This window comes from Chryseobacterium sp. G0162 (genome assembly GCF_003815715.1).
Classification (GTDB): domain Bacteria; phylum Bacteroidota; class Bacteroidia; order Flavobacteriales; family Weeksellaceae; genus Chryseobacterium.
This window is the reverse complement of record NZ_CP033922.1, coordinates 1,336,190-1,357,194: the sequence shown is the minus strand read 5'-3', so window position 1 is coordinate 1,357,194 and position 21,005 is coordinate 1,336,190. Positions and strand designations below refer to the sequence as shown.

The 21,005-nt window shown below is 34.9% G+C and carries 15 protein-coding genes; all 15 read left to right on the top strand.

Features of this window, described 5'->3' with window-relative positions; all coding sequences use genetic code 11:
* The first annotated feature begins 40 nt into the window (after nucleotides 1-40).
* A complete protein-coding gene (tssR, locus tag EG344_RS06230) occupies nucleotides 41-2,446 on the top strand; it encodes a type VI secretion system protein TssR domain-containing protein (protein WP_123908741.1) in 2,406 nt (801 codons plus the stop codon).
* A gap of 425 nt (nucleotides 2,447-2,871) precedes the next feature.
* Nucleotides 2,872-3,279 carry a type VI secretion system tube protein TssD gene (gene tssD / locus EG344_RS06225; RefSeq protein WP_068939475.1) on the top strand — a complete coding sequence of 136 codons (408 nt, stop codon included), beginning with the start codon at nucleotides 2,872-2,874 and terminating at the stop codon, nucleotides 3,277-3,279.
* A 171-nt stretch (nucleotides 3,280-3,450) separates the two neighbouring features.
* Entirely contained in the window at nucleotides 3,451-5,382 is a 1,932-nt protein-coding gene (locus EG344_RS06220) for a type VI secretion system Vgr family protein (protein WP_123908740.1), read from the top strand.
* Between the two features lie 3 nt (nucleotides 5,383-5,385).
* On the top strand, nucleotides 5,386-7,155 hold the full coding sequence (locus EG344_RS06215; RefSeq protein ID WP_123908739.1) for a hypothetical protein: 1,770 nt from the start codon (nucleotides 5,386-5,388) through the stop codon (nucleotides 7,153-7,155).
* A gap of 4 nt (nucleotides 7,156-7,159) precedes the next feature.
* The gene (locus EG344_RS06210; protein ID WP_123908738.1) at nucleotides 7,160-7,570 is read left to right on the top strand and encodes a hypothetical protein; all 411 of its coding nucleotides are present in this window, start codon (nucleotides 7,160-7,162) and stop codon (nucleotides 7,568-7,570) included.
* A 105-nt stretch (nucleotides 7,571-7,675) separates the two neighbouring features.
* A complete protein-coding gene (locus EG344_RS06205; RefSeq protein ID WP_123908737.1) occupies nucleotides 7,676-9,040 on the top strand; it encodes a hypothetical protein in 1,365 nt (454 codons plus the stop codon).
* Nucleotides 9,040-9,717, top strand: a complete 678-nt coding sequence (locus EG344_RS06200) for a hypothetical protein (protein WP_123908736.1) — start codon at nucleotides 9,040-9,042, stop codon at nucleotides 9,715-9,717. Before EG344_RS06205 ends, EG344_RS06200 begins: the two co-directional genes overlap by 1 nt.
* Nucleotides 9,718-9,755: 38 nt before the next feature.
* On the top strand, nucleotides 9,756-11,528 hold the full coding sequence (locus tag EG344_RS06195) for a hypothetical protein (protein ID WP_123908735.1): 1,773 nt from the start codon (nucleotides 9,756-9,758) through the stop codon (nucleotides 11,526-11,528).
* 391 nt (nucleotides 11,529-11,919) lie between these two features.
* Nucleotides 11,920-12,528, top strand: a complete 609-nt coding sequence (locus tag EG344_RS06190) for a hypothetical protein (RefSeq protein WP_123908734.1) — start codon at nucleotides 11,920-11,922, stop codon at nucleotides 12,526-12,528.
* Between the two features lie 78 nt (nucleotides 12,529-12,606).
* On the top strand, nucleotides 12,607-13,182 hold the full coding sequence (locus tag EG344_RS06185) for a hypothetical protein (protein WP_123908733.1): 576 nt from the start codon (nucleotides 12,607-12,609) through the stop codon (nucleotides 13,180-13,182).
* Between the two features lie 188 nt (nucleotides 13,183-13,370).
* Complete coding sequence (locus tag EG344_RS06180; protein WP_123908732.1) at nucleotides 13,371-14,042, top strand: hypothetical protein; 672 nt, start codon at nucleotides 13,371-13,373, stop codon at nucleotides 14,040-14,042.
* A 270-nt stretch (nucleotides 14,043-14,312) separates the two neighbouring features.
* Nucleotides 14,313-16,808, top strand: a complete 2,496-nt coding sequence (locus EG344_RS06175; RefSeq protein ID WP_123908731.1) for an ATP-dependent Clp protease ATP-binding subunit — start codon at nucleotides 14,313-14,315, stop codon at nucleotides 16,806-16,808.
* Nucleotides 16,809-16,875: 67 nt separating this feature from the next.
* Nucleotides 16,876-17,748 (top strand): lytic transglycosylase domain-containing protein, encoded by an 873-nt coding sequence (locus tag EG344_RS06170; protein WP_123859313.1) that lies wholly within the window; start codon nucleotides 16,876-16,878, stop codon nucleotides 17,746-17,748.
* Between the two features lie 493 nt (nucleotides 17,749-18,241).
* On the top strand, nucleotides 18,242-18,655 hold the full coding sequence (gene tssD / locus EG344_RS06165; protein ID WP_123908730.1) for a type VI secretion system tube protein TssD: 414 nt from the start codon (nucleotides 18,242-18,244) through the stop codon (nucleotides 18,653-18,655).
* A 206-nt stretch (nucleotides 18,656-18,861) separates the two neighbouring features.
* The gene (locus EG344_RS06160) at nucleotides 18,862-21,003 is read left to right on the top strand and encodes a type VI secretion system Vgr family protein (protein ID WP_123908729.1); all 2,142 of its coding nucleotides are present in this window, start codon (nucleotides 18,862-18,864) and stop codon (nucleotides 21,001-21,003) included.
* The last annotated feature ends 2 nt before the right edge of the window (nucleotides 21,004-21,005 follow it).

Sequence of the window (21,005 nt, the reverse complement as noted above, 5' to 3'; positions counted from 1 at the left end):
TCGGTTTTCCGGATGTACCAATCATAAAAAGATAAATAGGATGAAAAATAAATTTCCTCTAGCAGCATATTACATAGGATTATCAGTATTATTAACGAGTTGTCAGGTTAAGCTTCCTTCAAAGAAGACTCCTGAACCTTCTCAATACGGAAAGGTAGATAATTCAACAGTTGTCAACGGTTATCCTAAAAAATCCGTTCCATGGATCGTTATTTCAGACAGATCAAGAAATACGGCTTATTTGGATAAAGATGACGAAAAATCGTATAAAGAAGTAAAGTTTTTGGAACCTTTAATGGTTCTGAAGCATAGAGACGGAATGGTAAAGGTAGCGGAATATGTTCCGGATGCCTTAATGAAAAAAGTCTCATCAAAATCTATTAAAACCTATGGTTGGATTCATGAATCTGACCTGCTTTTATGGAATCATTCCCTGAAAAGCGAAAGAACAGGATACCCTGTAAGAGTAGCAGTAGTACCTAATAACAGTGAAGTAATTAAAAGCGCTGAAAGATACTACAAGAATGACTCTATCATGGTGTTCAATTCACCAAGTCTTATTGAAGCAGCCAATGTAAAGATCCCTAACGGGCAGATGGTATATGTTTACAAGCAGGCTGAAAATAACAAAAGATTCCTGGTAGGTAAAAAACCATCTATTGATATCGATAGTATCGGAAAAGGCCTGTACGGATGGGTGAGCTCCAACGTAATTTCTACATGGGGTGAGCGTTCAGCCATCAAACTTAAAAATACAACAGGAATTAATGATACCGAACTCGGAGTACGAGAAGGTTACCCAGGTGCATCAGGTTCAGATGCAGAAAACAGGACTGCTATTCTTCTGACAGATGTCAATAAGAGAAAACCTTTAGAAAACATTTTCCCGGTAACCCTGGCTTTAAATGAAGCTCCAACTCCGGATTCCAAAACCAAGTATTTTACCAATATTCTTGATTACAGTAAAAACTATGTCTTTAATGTTTTGGGAGAACCTATCTATTTCGACCGATATAGAGAAATTACAGACCGAGATAAAAACATCAATATCGTTTTTGCTTTGGATATAAGTGCAGGAAATGCACCTTATGCACCTATTGTAAAATCATTGTTACAGGATCTTCAGCTAAGATTTGAGAAACCTTCGTATTTCAATAATGTAAAATATGGAGTGGTTTTATATAAAAATAATCCTTGTGGTAACAATACCGCAGTTTCCAACCTAAGCACAGATTACAGTAAAATCACAACATTTATCGATCAGAAAACGAACGAAATGAACTGTAGCAGCAACAATGGCTACCAGCCGGTAGGAGAAGCTCTTACGGCAGCCGGAAACCTTCTTTCGAATGTTCCTGATGAAACCAATATTGTTGTAACTGTAGGTACCTCTGCTAATCAAAGTGGAAATATGTACAGTGTAATAGGTTCGCTTACCCAGGCTCAGGCAAGATTGATTATGTTCCAGACCAGTGCAAGGTCTTCAGATACGTATAATGACTTTGTATTAATGGCTGAAAATGTGGTAACCAATACCGCTAAAAATATTGCAGAACTTAAAAAGCAAAAGATCATTAACCAATCTGATGTTCTTACCAAAAATAACTTCAGTCTGGTAGAAGGAGATGCAGGATTTTTCTCGTTAGCGTATCCTAAGCAGAGTATGTCTCAGGGATTTGTAATCTTCCCTAAAAAAGGAGATATAGCTACTCCGGGATTCCTGAAAAAATCAGTAGACAGTCTTATTGCTCAGGTTACTTTAGATAATCAGAATGTTGATAAGTCATTAAATGAATATTTCCATTCCTCTGTAGGAGCTGGGAAAACAGATGTGGATCTGAAGTACAAATATCTATATCCAGGACTTACGAACCCTGTTTCTGCTGGAATTGCAGCGCAGCTGATTAACTACGGAAATCCTTTCCTTGTAAAAGGATATTTGCCAAAAGAACTGAAAGAAATTACTCCAAGTATAGAAAAAGGAATCCTTATTTCTGAATCGGAATATGATAATCTTAAAGCTTTTTATTCTGAAGTATATAGAAATACAGAGCCTGATAAACCAGGTTTCAGCCAGTCAAAAGCCATTAAGGAATATGTAAGACTGTTGAAGAAATACAATCCAACAATCAAGTTCTTAGATAAAGGAGACCTTTATGAATTGCCAATGTCTTATGCTATTGGAATGAGTACAGGATTTGACCTTTCTGAAGAAGAGATATTGGCTAAGTTCAAGCTTAAAGGCTGGAGAAAATCAAAAATAGTTCGTAATGAAACGGTAAGAACCTATTTCCATAACTATAAAGAGTTGGCAGAAAGAATGCTGAATCACAGAAACAATCCGGCGGTGAAGATCCAGCAAAACGGACAAACATTCTATTGGCTTAATGAGTTCTTTACTCCTACCATGATCCAAACAGAAGCTCCGGAATATACTAAACATTAATGGTTAGTTTTATCATATAAGATAATAAAAAAGCAGAAGTAATTGTACTTCTGCTTTTTTTATGCAAAGTAGTCCGAGATGAAAAATTTTCATATTATTTTAAACAATAACTTTTCTTCTGATTTTTGTTGTGGAATTTTGAAGTGAAAATCTTGAATTTTCGAAGAGATGAAGCCATTTATTTCTCATTTGAGTGTAAAAGTGTGTTTTCTCCTTAATTGGGGATAAAATTTAAAATGCTTTATTGGTGGCTGTTATGGATTGATTTATAAATCCAGTATCGTAGAATTACTACAAAAAGTCGTAGAACTACTACAATTTTTCAAATTTATAGTGAAAAGTTTTTTTTAGCGAAAAAGACCTTTTATATTTGCTAAACAATCACTGAATCACAAAATATTACTAACGATTAAAATTTACAAATCATGGCAGAAAGAAATTCGAGAGGAATCTTAAAATTTAACAACGGAGAAGGTCAGAAATTATTAAAAATGAACTACAGCGTATCAAGATCAACTGACGTATCAGGACGTGTAGCATCTGACCCTTCTAACGCACTTATCAAAGTTACAGTAGAAGCTACTGAAAAATCAGATATCTTAGAAAGTTTATTGAACGGAAAATATAAGCCAACTGTAGGAGAAATTACTTTCAATAAATCTCACGAAGAAGGAACATTAATCACTTTGAACTGGCAGAATGGTTATGTGATCCAGCATCAGGTAGAATTTGATGCTGTAGACAGCAACAGTATGTTCATTAGCTTCGTAATCAGTGCTGAAACCATCAGCTATGGTAATTCTGAGTATGCTGGACTTTGGCCAACAAGCTAACATTGTTACACATTATCAACATTCATACAAAAAAAAGACTGTCCCTTTTAAAGACGGTCTTTTTTTGCCTGACATCAAATTTTATATTGATTAATTATTTCATATCTCATTGATATGATGACTATTTCGTAAAATATTGCTATCTTTAATACTAAACTAAACACAAAGCATATGAAAACCGAAACAAAGACAAAGGGTTCTTCTTTCCGTCCTTCACAGAATGCTGATGGGATATCAGAAAACCATCATGCAGGGATCAACCGGTTGGTAAAACTTTCACTGGTTGTGGAGGGGAAAATTATTAAGTATTACAAACACTTCACGCTTAAGCAAAAAGCGAGTCACCATCACGAATTCAGCCTTACCCTTGCCCATGATGCATTGGGAGACAGGCAAAGCCATACCCTTGAGGAGGCAAATAAGTTTTTGGGAAAACGTCTTACTGCTATTATTTCCTATAAAGATATTGATAATAGTCCTGAAAGAAATTTCGTAGGATTAATTACCAAAGTAGGATTCAGTCAGGAAAAGATGAGTCTTGGAAATATTGTACTTTCAGGATACAGCCCAACGATCCTATTGGATGGTGCTCCCCATATTCAAAGTTTTGGAGGCGGACAGCCTGTTAATATGGGAATCATTGCTGAAGAAGTAATTAAACAGGGAATTGATAAAGGACGTTTTGATATCAGAGTAGATAGCAATGACTATTCTCAGATTATTTACAGCAGCCAATACAACGAGACTCATTATAACTACCTTGCAAGAATGGCAGAAGCCTATGGAGAACAATTCTACTATGACGGAGAAGTTCTTCACTTTGGAAAACTTCCACCACAGAATAAGCCTATAAAACTAACTTATGGCAGCAATGCTGATGACATAAGGGTAGAATTAAAAGCTGTTCATACAAAACCACAATATTACGGCTATAACAGCAGTAAAAATGAGAAATTAACATCGGGTGACACTCCGGTTAATCATTTGGGAGATCTTGCAAAAACAGCATATAGTCATAACGATAAAATCTATAAAACACCGGCACTTCAAGTGGCCCCAATTAAGGCATCCACTCACTTAGATGTAGAAAATTCTCAGAGGAGTACTGCAGGAAGTGAAGCGGTGAGTGTATTTTCAGTTTCCGGCTCTACTACAGTACCATTCCTTCATCCGGGATGTGTGGCAGATATTCACATGAGAAAGCCGGATAGTAACGAGACTTCTTATTTTACCAAAGTTATGGTTACAGAAGTTGTTCATGAAATTGATACTATTGGACATTATAAAGGGTCCTTTGAATCAATTGCAGCAGATACAGGATTTTTACCAAAACCTGAATTTAATGTTCCTATTGCACAACCTCAGATCGCAACGGTAATTGCTAATGCAGATCCGGAAGGACAGGGAAGAGTACAGGTAAGATTCGACTGGCAGATGAATGATACCACTCATTTTGTGAGAGTAATGACCCCTGATGCAGGAGGAACTGACAAGATTACTCAAAACCGCGGGTATGTCGCGATTCCTGAAGTAGGAGACCAGGTAATGGTCAACTTTGTACATAGCCATCCGGACCGTCCATTTGTAATGGGAGGAATGTTCCATGGAGGAATTGGTCTTGGAGGAGGTGCAGACAACCGTGTCAAATCTATCCAGACAAGAAGTGGGCACAGAATTGTTTTTACTGAAGATGAAAGCATCATTATCACAGATAAAAGTGGCAACGAAATCCACCTGGATACTACAGGAAGCAATATCAATATCACTGCACCGGAGACCATGACCCTGAACTGTAAGAATATGAACATCAATGTAGGTGAAAATATGACGACAACGGTGGGAATGAATAAATCTAACAGTATTGGATTGAACCATACTGAAAACGTAGGAGCCATGAAGCTTACTTCCGTCGTTGGTGATGCAAGTATGTTTATTACCGGAAAATTAACTGAAATGATCGATGGAGATGTGCTGAGCGAAACCAAAAAAGAGCGACATGAGGTGAGTGAAAAAGATATGAATATCCAATCCGGAAAATTTGTTAATAAACACGCTCAGGCAGAAGTACAGAACAATAGCGGAGAGAAATCAAAAGCACATTAAGCCATGAGCAGAACGAGAATCGTTAAAGGTATTTATACCAAGATTTCTCAGGAAGGCCATAGCATGTATTCCAATGCCAATATTATAACAAATGCCGGAGCAGCAATAACAGAAACAGGGGTAGAGAACGGAGTAAGCTATGGTGACCCGAAGAGCCCCCCTTTTATTGAATTTGAAACAGGTGTTGAATTATATATTGAATTTGAACCTTTACCTGCTTACAATGGCGAGTTTGGTTTTGACTGGCTTAATACAGATAGTTCTGATAACATATTGAAAATACAGACCGATGATATAGCGAATTTGGAATTTGTTTTTGATGGGTCTAAACAAGAATATGTTTCTATAAGCTCTAGTCCTGATTTAAAAAATGGGATTAAGAAAGATTATAATAAATTCCCTCTAAAAGTACCTTACTATATTCCTTGGCTGAGCTTAATGAAGCTTAATCAGGAAATAAAGCTTAACATGGTATGTAAGCCAATAAAAGCAGGTGATGATATAAGTAAAGCTGAAATTTCCTTTGGGAAAAATGAGTATTATGAAGTGGATATTGATGGTAAAAAGAACGAAAATATAAAATACATACCAGACGGAAAACCAAAGGAAATTATCATAAAATGTATAAAAGCTTCTAAAGAAGTGGGAATTGTTGCAGTAGACAAGGATAAAAAAGAAATTGGTAAAATTACAGCAATCGACAATACAAGAATTTATGATTTACCAGTTAGATTAGTTTGTGTAGTAAAAGATTCTCCAAATAAGGAAGCTGAGATTTCCCAATTGATTTCAGATTTTAAAACGGATAAAATAGAAGAGTATTTAAATCAAAATTCTCTTAATCAGGCATTGATAAAGACAACGGTAGAAATAGATAGTAAATATCGTATTGCTTTTGATGAAACAGCCTGGAATGGCACATTTTATAATAAAACAGGAAATTATTTTACTAACAGGAAAGATACTGCCGGAGGGAAAGTATCCTATATTGATGATGATGGAGAGGAACATACAGATGCAGAATATGAACATATTTTAGATAAGTTTTTAAGGGAATACAAAACAGCTTTTGAAACTGATGGTAAGAAATTTAAAGGTATTTTACTTTTTATTACAAATATCGATAAAGACCCAATTGATAACGAAGGTGGTGTGAGCAGAACTCAACCAGTAAACTTTCGGGAAGCAATCGTTTTTGGTTCCAATTTAAAGAATAAATCTACATATGCTCACGAAATTGCTCATGCGCTAGGATTGGAACATTATTTTTGGAGAGATTTAGAATATAAGCAAGAACTAGAAAAGCTGAAATCGAGATTGTTTAAAAATAAACAAACCACAGCTAGAAATAAAGAAATTACAAAAGGGAATGAAGTTGCTTTGAAGAAAAACAAGGAAAATATCAGAATTAGGCAACAAGAAATTGACAAATGGACCAACGAAAAAAAGAAACCAGATTATCCATATAAAAAAGAAGCTCAAGATAGGATAGATAAATTAGAAAAGGAAAACTCTGAAACTCGAAAAATTAATAAGGATATTCAGGAGAAAATTGATGAAGGGAAAGTTAATATTGAAAAGGGTGAAAAGCAAATAAAACAAGATGAGGATAATCTAAAGGTCTATAAGGAGAACAAATATAAATTTAAAGAAAAATTGACTCTAAATGTTATGGACTATTCTAGTACTAGAAACATATTTATAAGATGGCAGTGGCAGGTCATGCAGAATGATGTGAAAAGTTATTATGGCTCTATAACTGAAAATAAATAATATTATGAAACTATATATTTGCTTTTGTTTTATATTTTCTTTTTTTTTAAATTCTTGTGCACAACAAAAATTTGAAAAACCACCAAAACATGATAAAAATAAATTAATTGATAAACTACCCCAAAAATTATCTTATTATTTTAATTCTTCAGAATTGAAAAAAAATGTTGATAGTTTGTTCTGTTTGAATGCCAATGATAAATGCAACATAATTGATGGAAAAACAACCCTTTATTCATATTATCAAACCTCAGGAAATGACAATCCTAAACTTGTTCCATATAATTTTGCAGAAGGAGAATTCTTAGAGGGAAGATATCAAGGAATCTGGAAGTATTATGATAAAAACGGAAAAGTCATCAAAAAAGAAAAATGGGATAATGGAAAGTTAGTGTATAGGAAAGAGTATAAATAATATATAAAGAAGAATCTACTCAATAAATATTATGTTAGGAGTATCTTTTTATAAAGGGATGTAAAAATAAAAACAGGGATTACGAAAAATCAAATATCATACATTATGAGTAGGACGAGAATCGTAAAAGGCACTTATACTAAAATATCTCAGGAAGGACACAGCATGTATTCTAACGAGAATATTATTACCACCGCCGGATCTGCAATAACCGAAACCGGGGCAACTGGTGGTGTAAGCTATGGAAACCCCTCAAAACCACCCGTTGGAAAAGTGGTGGCTAAATGTTTAGTGAAATTCAGGCCTCATGATAAGTACAAAGATAATCCAGATTTTGGTTTTGACTGGTTAAGAGAAGGAGATTCCGGACAACCGGGAGATAATTGGTTCGGAGCCGTCATGGGAAAATATTGTGAAACTGATAATGTCACCGTGTTTAAAAATGGGAACAGTTGGAATACCAATTTCCACAAAGATCTCAATATGTATGACAAAAAGCTGAAAAGCTACAAAAGCCTTTCCATTTCCTGGAAGAAAGTCAATAAAACACCTTATCTGTATCCAATACCGGTGCTTACATTACTGAAAGGAAAATCAGCATTGTTAACCCTTAAAATTGAAATTAAAGAGAAACCTCAAAAGCTGACTTTTGAGTTCAAAGATAAAGAAGCCGAAAAATACCTGTCCCTCAACCTTAAAGAGATTGGAGTGATTAAAGTAGGGAAATATGATAAGTCCAATTACCTGAAAATAACCTGTAAGGAACAGTTTAGCAAAGAACAAATGTTATATGTAAAAGCAGATGGAGAAATCTGTGGTGCCTTACTCATTCATCCCAATTCTGCAGCGCATATCAAAAAGATTTCTGCCCTTTTTATTTCCGTAAAAACCGATATTAATGACGTTATTAAAGTAGGAAAGCCCAAACCGGGCAGTCAGCAGTATTTTACAGAATGCCTGAATCAGGCGTTGGTATCCCCAACCATTCAGAATTCTTTTTCTATTGATTGTACAGGGAATCTTCTGTATAATGCCTTCAGATTCAAGTTCTGTAAAAAGATTAACGGAAAGTATTATATAAACGATTCCTCTGGCTTAAGGGACTATCTGGAAGGGAAATTTAAGGATAAATACGGCAGCCAGTATGATTCGCATTTCAAAGTCTTTTTTATAGAAGATGTGTATCCGGGGTGGAAGAATGGGGCAATTGCTTCATATACCAATGGCTTTTCATTTTTTAATACCACTTTTACCGTTCAGTTTTATACCCATTCAAAAGAAACGGTTGCCCATGAATTAATGCATGCGCTGGGACTTCCGCATACTTTTGATGGGAATGCTCCGGCAAAGTATACTTACGAAGCTTATAAAACAAACAATCTTATGGACTATTGCCACCATATACAAATCCCAAGAATAAGTGTTTTTAAGTGGCAATGGAAAGTGTTGAACTCTAAAATTATGCTGTAATGAAAAAATTATTAATTTACCTTTCCATATTATGTTTTGTAATATGCACCTGCCAGTCTAAAAAAGAAGAAACTCAAAAGAATCACAAAACGAGTACTATGGTTGAAAAATTTGATTTTGATTTATTTAAAAAATACCAGGAAAGTAACGGAATATTGGAACTGAAAAACGGATACACCATTTTATCAATGTCTGCTCCGGAAAAAGATGAAGCAGGAACTTTGGAAGAATTACTTCCTAAACCATCGTTCCTCTATGTTTACAAAGAATTTTATCCTAACGGAAACTTGAAGAAAAAAGAAACCAGAGTAAGTGAAACAGTGAAAATAGAAAAATCCGAATACTATGACAAAAGCGGAAAGCTTGAGAAAACGGTAGATGAAGATCAAAATTACGGTAAGATAAAGTATCAGGATGTATTGAATTTTCTGGATAAAAAAGGGTATATTAACCTTAAAACAGGAGCTGGAAGATTAAATGATGACGGAACCCATAAATATGATATTGTATATGATCAGGATATTCCTGTCTGGAATATTATGATCATGCAGGGAAAAAAACTTTCAGAAAAAGAACTCATGGAAATCATGAAAACATCTCCCGGTGAACCTGCTGCCTGGAAGCCTGTTGTTTATCAGATGGATGCCAATACCGGTAAAATCATCAGTGAAAAATAATAGTTGAGACATTACGGAAATTTTAATACCAGTAAGCTATGAGTAGGACGAGAATTGTAAAAGGAACTTATACCAAAATATCTCAGGAGGGACACAGTATGTATTCCAAAGGAAATATTATTACCTCTGCTGGAGAATCTGTAACAGAAACTGGTGTAGAACAAGGGGTAAAATATGGAGACCCCGAAGATTCTCCTAAAAGAAAAGGGAGAATTATTGATATTCTTATGTTTGTCGCTGGAACTACAGATCCTGGAAATACTGAAGGAACGAAACATAAGGCCAATACAAGCTATTGGAAATATATTGATGAAAAGACCAAAGAAGAAACAAAGGAAAGTTTAAATAATTTATGGAACAAAATCAAGGAACTTAGACCTCAGTTTACTGATTTGCATATTGAAGGGGATTTTTTCAGTTGGTCTGGTGACAATGATACTAAGGAAAGAATCAAAGCTTCCGAGAGATTATTTGATCTGCTGTTAAGGGTATATCCCGGCTGGAAAAATCAGGAGGTACATTTGCATCTCATTGGTCATTCACATGGTGGTAACGTTATTAATCAGTTTACAGAGCTTATCTCCAGTAAGGATATGATTGCAAAATCCAGTATTTTGAAGCCTCGTAAGATTACAGAATTTCCTAAAGAATGGAAAGTTAAAAGTATAACGTATTTATCAACTCCTTTTTTCCAGAAGAAACATCAGTTGAATCATGGAAAATTACATAAAGACTGTAAGATCATTAACGTTCATAATGAGTATGATCTGACCCAACAATTGATTGCAGACTTCAGTTTGACCAATTTAGAAGGCTTATTGAAGTCTTTTCAGGTAGAGAAATTTAAAACGGGTATAGAGACATTGAAAAGTGTAAATAACGATACTATTTTAACTTATCTTAAGGGGATAGGTCTTCCCAATAGCCATAAGAAAAGAGCAATTCCGGCATGGAAAGAAATGGCAAAAGCTTTTTTAGGAATAAATATGATGACGAAAGAGTTTATCCAATATATTGATTCTCTAAAAATTGAAAATTCTAACCTGCAAAAAGAAAAAGATTCGTTTATTAGCCTTTTAAATAATCTCTTACGATGGACCTATGATGTCTATAATAATTATAATGCCGGCATAACAAAAGGGTATGATAAAGTGACATGGGCACAAAATTTAAATCTGACACAGGGGCTGAGGGTTTTAAATATTTTGTTTGACATTAAAAGCAGTCCAAAGGATAGCTATCTCTTAAGTTTATTAGCGGGTGTATTTGGAGAAAATAAAGGAATCACTGATAGTATTGACGAAACATCCTGGACTCCCAAAAAGCAAACCAAAGGACTTTCCATTATAGATGTACCTATTTTTGAAAGTGATCCCTATAATTCCAGAAATAAGAGAAAAGAATTTGATGCTTTTTTAAAAGGAGCACAAGGTGCAGTACACGCCCGGGAGCTGGAAGATTTGCTGATGAGGTTATTTAGTCAGTTTATTAAACCCCTTGAATTGAAAAAAATTATTGGCTATATTGATGATGCTGAATATATCGTAACAGGAAATTTAGACGCACAACTTAAAATTTTAAGAGGAAACCTTAGACGATATGATACCTTTGTCACAAGATATTATGCGGGGTTAGTTACAGAGCAAGATGAAGAAACATTTAAGGATGATATGAAAAAACGACCGGGTTCACTGGCATATTTAGCTATGGCATCTCATAGCTTAAGCCATACCCAATTGTGGGGGAAAGTTGAGGAAGGTTTAAAAGGTGCATTCAGTTCTGAAAAAAAAGCAAAATATAACAAGAAATAAATATATGGGAAATAGTAAGAAAAATATTATTATAAGTTTATTGATATTTATTTTATGTACAATTATTTTGTCTGGCTGGTATATTTTATTGCATAGATATGAAGAATTAGTAAATGCAAAAAGTATTGGCAAAGTCGTTATTAATGTTGGTCTCATTGGAGCAATTATTCCTGCAATAATATTTTCTCTAATATATTATCTATCTAAAATCATATTAAATAGGTTATTACTCACTTTTCTGATCTTTATATTGTTTATATTTTTACTATTTTCAGTCTACTGGCTTACCGTAAATATGGTATTCTATCATATAGATGATTCTAAATCTTTTTTACAATCATTATTAGAAGCATTTTAACTGCCATGTTTTATTAATCCGTTAAAAATAATTATGAAAAAAATATCATCATCCATTGTTATATTTCTTCTCTTGGCCAATGTTAATTTATATTCACAGAAAACTGCTAATAAAAACAATTATACATCTCTGGTACAAGAAGAAGTGGGGGATCTGAATAATGATAAACGCAATGACAGGATTATGGTAGAAATGGATGTGATAGATGATACCAGACCCGTAAGAGTACAGATATTCCTCTCCCAGCCCGATAAAAAGCTTCAACTGGTCGTTTCTTCTACAAAACTTATTGAAAACGAATATCCGGCTGATAAAAAAGGGAAACATAATGGTAATGTAATTCCGGATTTTTTTATTGAGGATGGTATATTAAAAATGCTTACTGATATTAATAATCGGAAAAGCAGCTATGAATTCAGACTGAATAAAAATAATTTTGAATTGGTAAAAATATCACGGGTAATATGGGATGGAAAAGATACCACTTTTGAAACGAGAATTGACTTAATAGCCAAAACGAAAATTGAGTATGAACAGGTAACTGGTTCTGAGAAACTCTTCAACAAAAGGAAAAAAGAGCTAAAAATCAATGCTTTGCCAAAAATACAGGATTTAAGTTTTTCTGATTTGGAAAAGTTTTAGAACTTCTGGTCTAATCTGTGTTTGGTATTTATTTGGGTAAGCGACTGGAGCTCTTTCCCTTTCAATAATTCATATTTTATGAAGCCGGCTCAAAAAATATTTTTTTTCCTGTTATTATGGATATCAGTTTTTAACAGTAAAGCTCAGATTTCAGTATACAAAAATGATTCAATTATTGGAAAACTGTATGAAGAAACTGAAAGAACAGCATGTGAATACTGTTATTATCAGGAAGATATTCTTGGGATAAATAAAAAGATAAAAATTAAGATTCCTGTGATTATTGAAAATGGGAAATTACAGGCAGGAAGAATATTAGAAATAACAAACAAAGGGAATATTAAAATTTTAAAGTTCAATTCAATTTCAGATGGAAGCAGCAGTTGGATCTATCTGGCTTACAAAAGAAATAAGACTCTTATTATCCGCAAACTAAGTTATAACAATGCTGTTTATAAAAAAGAAATAAAGAAAAACGATTTTGATTATTTACCGGCAACAGAAGTTTGTGTTCAAAATACATCAGAAATAATCAACGAAGAAATTTCCTTTAGTGGTTCATTTAAATTTATTCCTGGGGATTGTTACAAATGTCCCATAAAAACAGAGGTAGATAATTGTATAAAGAATGGAAAAATTAAATATAGCTGGTAGTACCATTCCTATTTTCTTTTCAAAATCATAATATAATTCTAAAAGGATATAGCTATTGCAGAGGATGAACCATTAAAAATATGGGATTATTACGGATTCCTTTGCAATAAAAATATTGATTATATTGTACCGCTCATAAGTGAAAGCATTCTTCATCCAACAAAACCATGTTATTAAATTAAACACTAATGAACAAAATCACAGATCACCTTAAATATTTTTCAAAACTATCTGCTGTATTTATCTTCAGTCTATTTAAAATTTATGCCATTGGAATCCTGTCCACAGTCATTACTTTCTGTTTGGGAATCTATATCATGGCGGAAAGTTTAGGATCATCATTAGGACATAGTGGAGCTATTGCATTTCTGACTGTGACCGTGATGGCAAAACCTTTGTCTGCAGGGCTTTTTTACCTTCTAATGATTGCAGCACCTTTTTGTATAGGTATTTTCTCTACAAAATATGGAATGTCGAGAATTATCAGCAGACTTGTTCAGGATCATTCCAAAACGATTTTGGTTCCTTTTATTGATAAAGTAGTTAATAAAATTAAAAATAACCAACCGGTTTTAGTTCGAAACAGTACAGATTATGCTTTGGCGAAAGTAAGATTGGTAAATGAATTCAAAAATAGCTCAGAAAATAAAATCCTTAAAAGGGTCTTGGGATATGCCCTGAATAAAGTGAAATTTGATGAATTGAATTTAGGCGATGAAAACGTAGACTTTTATGATATCATAAAAACCACACTAATTGAAAAATTACATGAACTGGCAGAGCCTTCAGCCATGATTTTTTATATCTATATCGGACTTCAGTGGTTAAGCCTGATCCTGTTATATTTTCTGAATATATAAGAAAAATGGTACTTCGGTAATAGAAATGTGGTATTTTATTTCCTGTCTGAAAAAGGAGAAAGGATAAAAAAAGACGGTTGTTACTTCTCTAATTGAAGAATTAACTATCTTTATCATATTTAGAATAAAATATTTAATTTTAGCAAAATAAAAGAACCGCTTTTGATTTTTGAGTCATCAGCAATAAAAAGTACAGGTTCAGAAAACATCAAATCATCTGGAAACAATAGTAAAAACAGAACGCAAATATTAATATAAGAAAAATTATAAATGGGAGTACTAGTAACCAACGAAACAGTAAAGCAGCTATTTCATATTGCTCAGTCGATAGCGAGGGAAAATTATAATGGCACTTATGGAGGTCCGCATATTTTGCAGGCTCTAATGCATAAAGATATTGGTCTTAATGAATTTTTAAAAAGCATAGATAAAGATCCTGGCTATTTTTATGAATGGGCAGATGTACGTATTGAAGAATACCCTAAAACGAGTCATCTTCCCGATGAAGTAGGACAAGATGAAGCGGTAGACACACTTGTAGAAGAAGCTGATGATATCCGTTTAAAATTGGGACTGGATGAGATTACTCCAATCTGCATCCTTACTGCCATTGTAAAACCTCAGATAGTGTTTTCACTTCAGCAACTGAAGTCATTGCCACTGAGAGAACATGAAATCTTCAACCTATATAGAAAAGATACTCCTTTTACAGTTTCTGAAAACGGCGATTTTGCATCATTATTTTCCAACGGATCAGATTTTACAGATTCGTCTTTTCCATCCATTAAAAGTTATTGTGTAGACAGAACTGCACAAGCCAGAAACGGAAGCCTTGAAAACATTATTGGTAGAGACAAAGAACTGAGAATGTTGGTAGAGATTCTTTGCCGAAGAAGTAAACCGAATGTAATCATCATTGGAGAACCGGGAGTAGGTAAGACTGCTTTAGTAGAAGGATTTGCTATAGAAATTACAAAAGGAAACGTTCCGGAAATGCTTAAAAACGGAACCCTTTTAGAACTGGATACAGGAGCATTACTTGCAGGAACTTCTTACAAAGGTGAAATTGAAGACCGTCTGAAAAAAGTGATCAATGAATGTAAGAAAATAGAAAAAGCTATTCTTTTCATTGATGAGATTCATACCCTTTTAGATTCAAAAGGAAGCATCGGAAACGTTGCCAATCTACTGAAGCCAGAATTGGCAAGAGGAGAAATTACGGTTATCGGCGCTACCACTCAGGAAGAATACAGAAAAATTATTGAACCGGAACAGGCTTTCAACCGTCGTTTTGAGGTATTAACCGTGAATGAACCGGATGAGCAGACTTGTGTAAAAATGATTGATGTTCTTCTTGAGGGCTATAAAAAACACCACGGTATTGAAGTGGAAAAAACAGCCCTGCCGGAATGTGTACGTCTGGCAAAAAGATATGCAAAAGGAAAAAAATTACCGGATGCAGCCATCGATTTATTAGACAGAACTATGGCAGCCATTAAAATGCTCGACGAACTTTCCGAAAAAGAACTGGACAGTTGGAAAGAAAGCTATGATGCCATTTTAAAAGAAGAATACCTTGACAATAAAGATAAGGCAGACGAATTGATCTGGACTTATAATTTATTAAGAGATAAAATAAGCCCTATTTTATGGGGATCATTGAATGAACAGCCGGCTTTAGACAACTCAATGCCAGTAGATCAGATCCAAAAGATCATTGAAGATACCTATGCAGAACTTCTACAGCATGCTGCCAAGAAAAGAGAAAAGGTAGACCGTTTGGAACTTGCTGCTGTAATGGCTGCCAAAACCAATATTCCAATCGGGAAGATTCAGGCTCAGGAAAAAGAAAAACTCCTGAATATGGAATCCCTTCTATTGAACAGGGTAGTAGGTCAGGATCATGCATTAAAAATCCTTTCCGATGCTATTGTCGAAAACCGAAGCGGATTAAACAAGCCAGGGCAACCTATCGGGTCTTTTTTCCTTTTAGGACCTACCGGAACCGGGAAAACAGAGCTAGCCAAATCAATGGCAGAACTATTGTTCAACGATGAGAAGGCTATGGTTCGTTTTGATATGTCGGAATTTAAAGAAGAGCATTCCGCAGCGTTACTATATGGAGCGCCTCCGGGATATGTAGGATATGAAGAAGGAGGGATGCTAGTCAACAAAATCAGACAACAGCCTTATACGGTAGTTTTATTTGATGAAATTGAAAAAGCTCACCATTCTGTATTCGATGTGTTCCTTCAAATCATGGACGAAGGAAAAGTACATGATAAACTTGGAAAAGAAGGAGATTTCAGTAATGCTTTGATCTTATTCACTTCTAATATAGGAAGTGAAGAAATCGTAAAACAGTTTGAAGAAGGAAAAGTTCCTGAATCATCTTCACTGATGCAGATTATGTCGAATTCAGGAAGATTCAGACCGGAATTCTTAGCCAGAATTACAGAAATTATTCCTTTTGCCCCTATTACTGAATCCATCGCAGAAAGAATCTTTAATATTCAGTTGAAGTCGCTTCATACCTCATTAACAAGACTGGGAATTACCTTAAAGATTACTGATGAGGCTGTAAAAAACCTTGCGCTTGGCGGATTCAGCAGTAAATATGGAGCCAGACAGATTTCCGGAGTGATCCGAGCACAACTGGCAAGACCTATTTCTAAAATGATTGTAAGAGAAGAAGTGAAATCCGGACAAACGATTCATGTAGACTGGAATAAGGAAGAAGAAAAAACAAGCTGGAAAGTAGATTAATTAAGAAAGTAAATAGCAAAAAGGCAATTGATAGAATTCGCCTTTTTGCTTTATAAATAACATTAAGATGAAAACCATTGTCAGAAATATCTTTACAGGAGTAATGCTTTTGGGAACAGTCGTTTTGGTAAACGGCCAGTTTCTGGCGGCATCAGATACCTCAGAAAGCAGCGTAAGAAAATATCAGGGAATCATTAATTCAAACAAAGACCTTGTTGAATTTATTGAACAGTTACTTCTGCAGAAGGGACTTCCAAAGCATTTAAGAAACTTAGCCCTTATTGAATCTCATTTTGACAAAAATATTACCTCCGGAGCGGGAGCCGTAGGAGTATGGCAGCTGATGACAGCACATGCCAACCAGTATGGTCTTGCAGAACATCAACGAACAGATGTGTATAAAAGCACAAAAACAGCGGTTATTTCCCTGGCTAATTTATATAAGAAATACAATAACTGGGTAACAGTGGTCGCTGCTTACAACTGTGGTGAAGGAAATGTTGCCAAGGCAATGCAGGCTGCAGGCTCCAGCCAATATCACGAATTCTACCGATATCTTCCTGCAGAAACTATCAATCACGTGAAAAAATATCTGAATGCCTGCTATGCAACAGGAGAACTTCAGAGCGTGTTAAGCAATTATAATTCTGCAAGGATCAATAAGGTGTTTTTTGAAGATGGAAATAGAAAAGTAACAGATGCAGCCCTTTCTGAAACAGAGATCAATGCCGGATTTAATCTAAGTGTAATCGCTGATGAGCTGGATGTGGAAGTAGATAAAATTCTTGCGTGGAATCCTGGGATCACAGAAGAGCTGCAGAAAAAAGGGGAAAGCTCTTTTTATCTTCCCACTGATCTGATGCCAGATTTTCTTCTCAGAAAAAATAAAATACTAACCAGATCAATAAAAGAAAGTGCAGGTGCAGGGGTACAACCTTAAAATCACCAATAATATAAATAATAACCAAACCGTAATAGGTTTGGTTATTTTTTTTGATGCATTTCATCCTTATTTATTTTGAGAAAAATAATAAGAAAATCAACATATGCATTGAAGAGAATGAATTACTTTATAAAAAAAGCTGGGTTTTTAAATTTTTCAGTCAAAAATTGGAGCATTTGATCTTTTCATATTATAATTTTAAGCATAAGTTAATATGTGTTAATTTTATCTTAAATAGTATTAATATCTCTCTTTGATGTGGGAAATGATCCTTTTTATCAGTGTTTTATAAGTTTTTAAAATCCTTTGTTTACAATGGTTAAAGTAGAGTTATTAAATCTAATATCGTAGAATTACTACAAAAAGTCGTAGAATTACTACAATTTTTCAGATTTATAGTTAAAAGTTTTTTTTCCGAAAAAAGAGCCTCTATATTTGCTATACAATCACCGAATCACAAAATATTATTAACGATTAAAATTTACAAATCATGGCAGAAAGAAATTCGAGAGGAATCTTAAAATTCAACAACGGAGAAGGTCAGAAATTATTAAAGCTAAACTACAGCGTAGCAAGATCTACGGACGTTTCAGGACGTGTAGCATCAGACCCTTCTAACGCACTTATCAAAGTTACAGTAGAAGCTACTGAAAAATCAGACATCCTTGAAAGCTTATTGAACGGAAAATATAAGCCAACTGTGGGAGAGATCGTTTTCAACAAGTCTCACGAAGAAGGAACTCTAATTACTTTAAAATGGGAGAACGGATACGTTATCCAGCACGAAGTAGATTTTGATGCTATCGACAGCAACAGTATGTTGATTAGCTTCGTAATCAGTGCTGAAACTATCGACTACGGTACTTCTCAATACGCTGGACTGTGGCCTTCGGCAGGTAAATAAGCCTATTCATCATCTTAGTAAAAATAAAATTGGTACAGGACAGTGCGCTCGGAAGAGTATGCTGTCCTGTTTTTTCATAAGGACTCACGGATTTCAGAAATCAGTTTTTTTAAAAAAAACAAATGATGTAGATCTAACCTTATATTTTTGATTCTGTTGCTGTATAATCAGCAGTTTATTTAATTTTAACTTAAACACAAAACACTATGTTTCAGGATGACAAGACAATTAAAGTAGATAGCCCAAAGAATGATATCAAAGGCAGTAAAGAGCAACTGAAAAATGTAAAGGAAAATGTTGCCCAAAAAGCAGAAGAAAAGATGAATAAAACGGGCAGTAAAGTGAAGAAAGCTGTGAAAGCAGGACAGCAGAGTGTAAGCGCTGTACAAGGGGCAGATATGTTCATGAACCAAACCTTTGTCCCGAACAATCCTTCCATTGTTGAAAATAAAGTGTGGGCGAAACAGCCTACCTCAAAGATACATAATGCTGAAGCTATTCCTCAAAGTATTATCGCCGGAATTAACCGTGTGGTGAAGCTAGATGTTGTTATCGAAGGGCAGATTATTAAGCATTTTAAACATTTTAAATTGGTGCAGAGTGCTGCCAAGCATCATGAATTTAGCCTGACGCTGGCCCATGATACATTGGGGAGTGCAGAAAATCATAACCTTCAAGAAGCACAAAATTTCCTGGGAAAAAGGATAACAGTGGTTTTCAAATATAAAGATATTATACAAGGAGCGGAACGTAATTTCGTGGGTGTAGTTACAGAAGTTGGGTTCAGTCAGGAAAAAGGAAGCCTTGGGAATATTGTCCTTAAAGGCTACAGTCCTACTGTACTTTTGGATGCGGCACCTCATATTCAGAGTTTTGGAGGAAGCCAGCCCATTAGTTTGAACAGCATAGCCTATCATGTAATCAGTGAAGGACTGGGACAGAATAAATTTGATTTCAGAGTTGATGCTCAACATGGAAACGTTTCTTACAGTTCACAATACGAAGAAACCCATTATAATTATCTGGCAAGAATGGCTGAAGCTTATGGTGAACAGTTTTATTATGATGGAGAAGTATTACATTTTGGTAAGCTTCCGCCTCAGGAAAAACCTGTCAAACTTACCTATGGAAGTAGCGTAAGTGATATTGCAATCAAAATGAAAGCCCAGCATGTGAGCCCTTCTTTCTATGGTTACAACAGTAGTAAAAATGAAAAGATGACAGGGGGAAGTGCAAAAATCAATCATACATCAGATATTGCAAGACGTGCTTACGAAATTTCGGAAAGAACCTTTACAACACCATCTTTGAGAGTTGCACCTATAAAAGCTTCCTCTTTTATGGATATTGATGCTTCCCAAAAAGGGACTGCCGGCAGTAAGGCTTCTGAGGTATTTATCACCTCGGGTACTACTACTGTACCTTTCTTATATCCGGGATGTACTGCCGATATTGAAATGCGCAAAGCAGAAAGCAACGAAACCTCATATTTCACCAAGTTGATGATTATCGAAGTTACTCATGAAGTAGATGCCAGAGGATATTATGATGGCAAATTTGAAGCTATTGCTGCAGATACAGGCTATATTCCACGTCCGGAATTTGAAACACCGAGAGCGGAAGCTCAGTTTGCCAAAGTAGTTTCCAATACAGATCCTCAAAACCAGGGAAGAGTTCAGGTACAGTTTGACTGGCAGAACGGACCGGACATTACAGAATTTATCCGTGTGATGTCTCCGGATGCAGGAAGCAGTGATAAAGTAAATAAAAACCGAGGATTTATGTCTATTCCTGAAGTTGGAGACCAGGTGATTATCAATTTTGTTCACCAGCACCCGGACCGCCCTTTTGTAATGGGAGGAATGTTCCATGGTGGTATTGGTGCCGGAGGTGGTGCAGGGAATAATGTGATGAGCTTAAGTAGTAAGAGCGGAAATATTATTCAGTTTCATGATGGATGTGGAATTGAGATTAAAGATAGGAGTGGAAACCATGTTACTTTAAGTGGAACCGGTAATATCAAAACAGAAGTAAGTAATAATAGTGAAGAATTTATTGGAAACAGTCAGACTACCAATATTGCGAAGAAAAATACAATTGATGTTGGAAAAGGAAAATCTACAATAACGATGGATGACGCCGGTAAAGTAAATATTACAAGTTTTTCTGAAATAAAATTGGTTACAGGAAGCAGTTCTATTACAATGACTTCTGATGGTAATATTATTATTCAAGGAAAGATTATTGCCCTTGGAGCAAACGGAATCGGAATGGAAGGTAATGAAAGTGTATCTCTTAAAGCACCTATTGTGACAATAAAAGGAGATACAGAAGTAGACATAAATTAAAA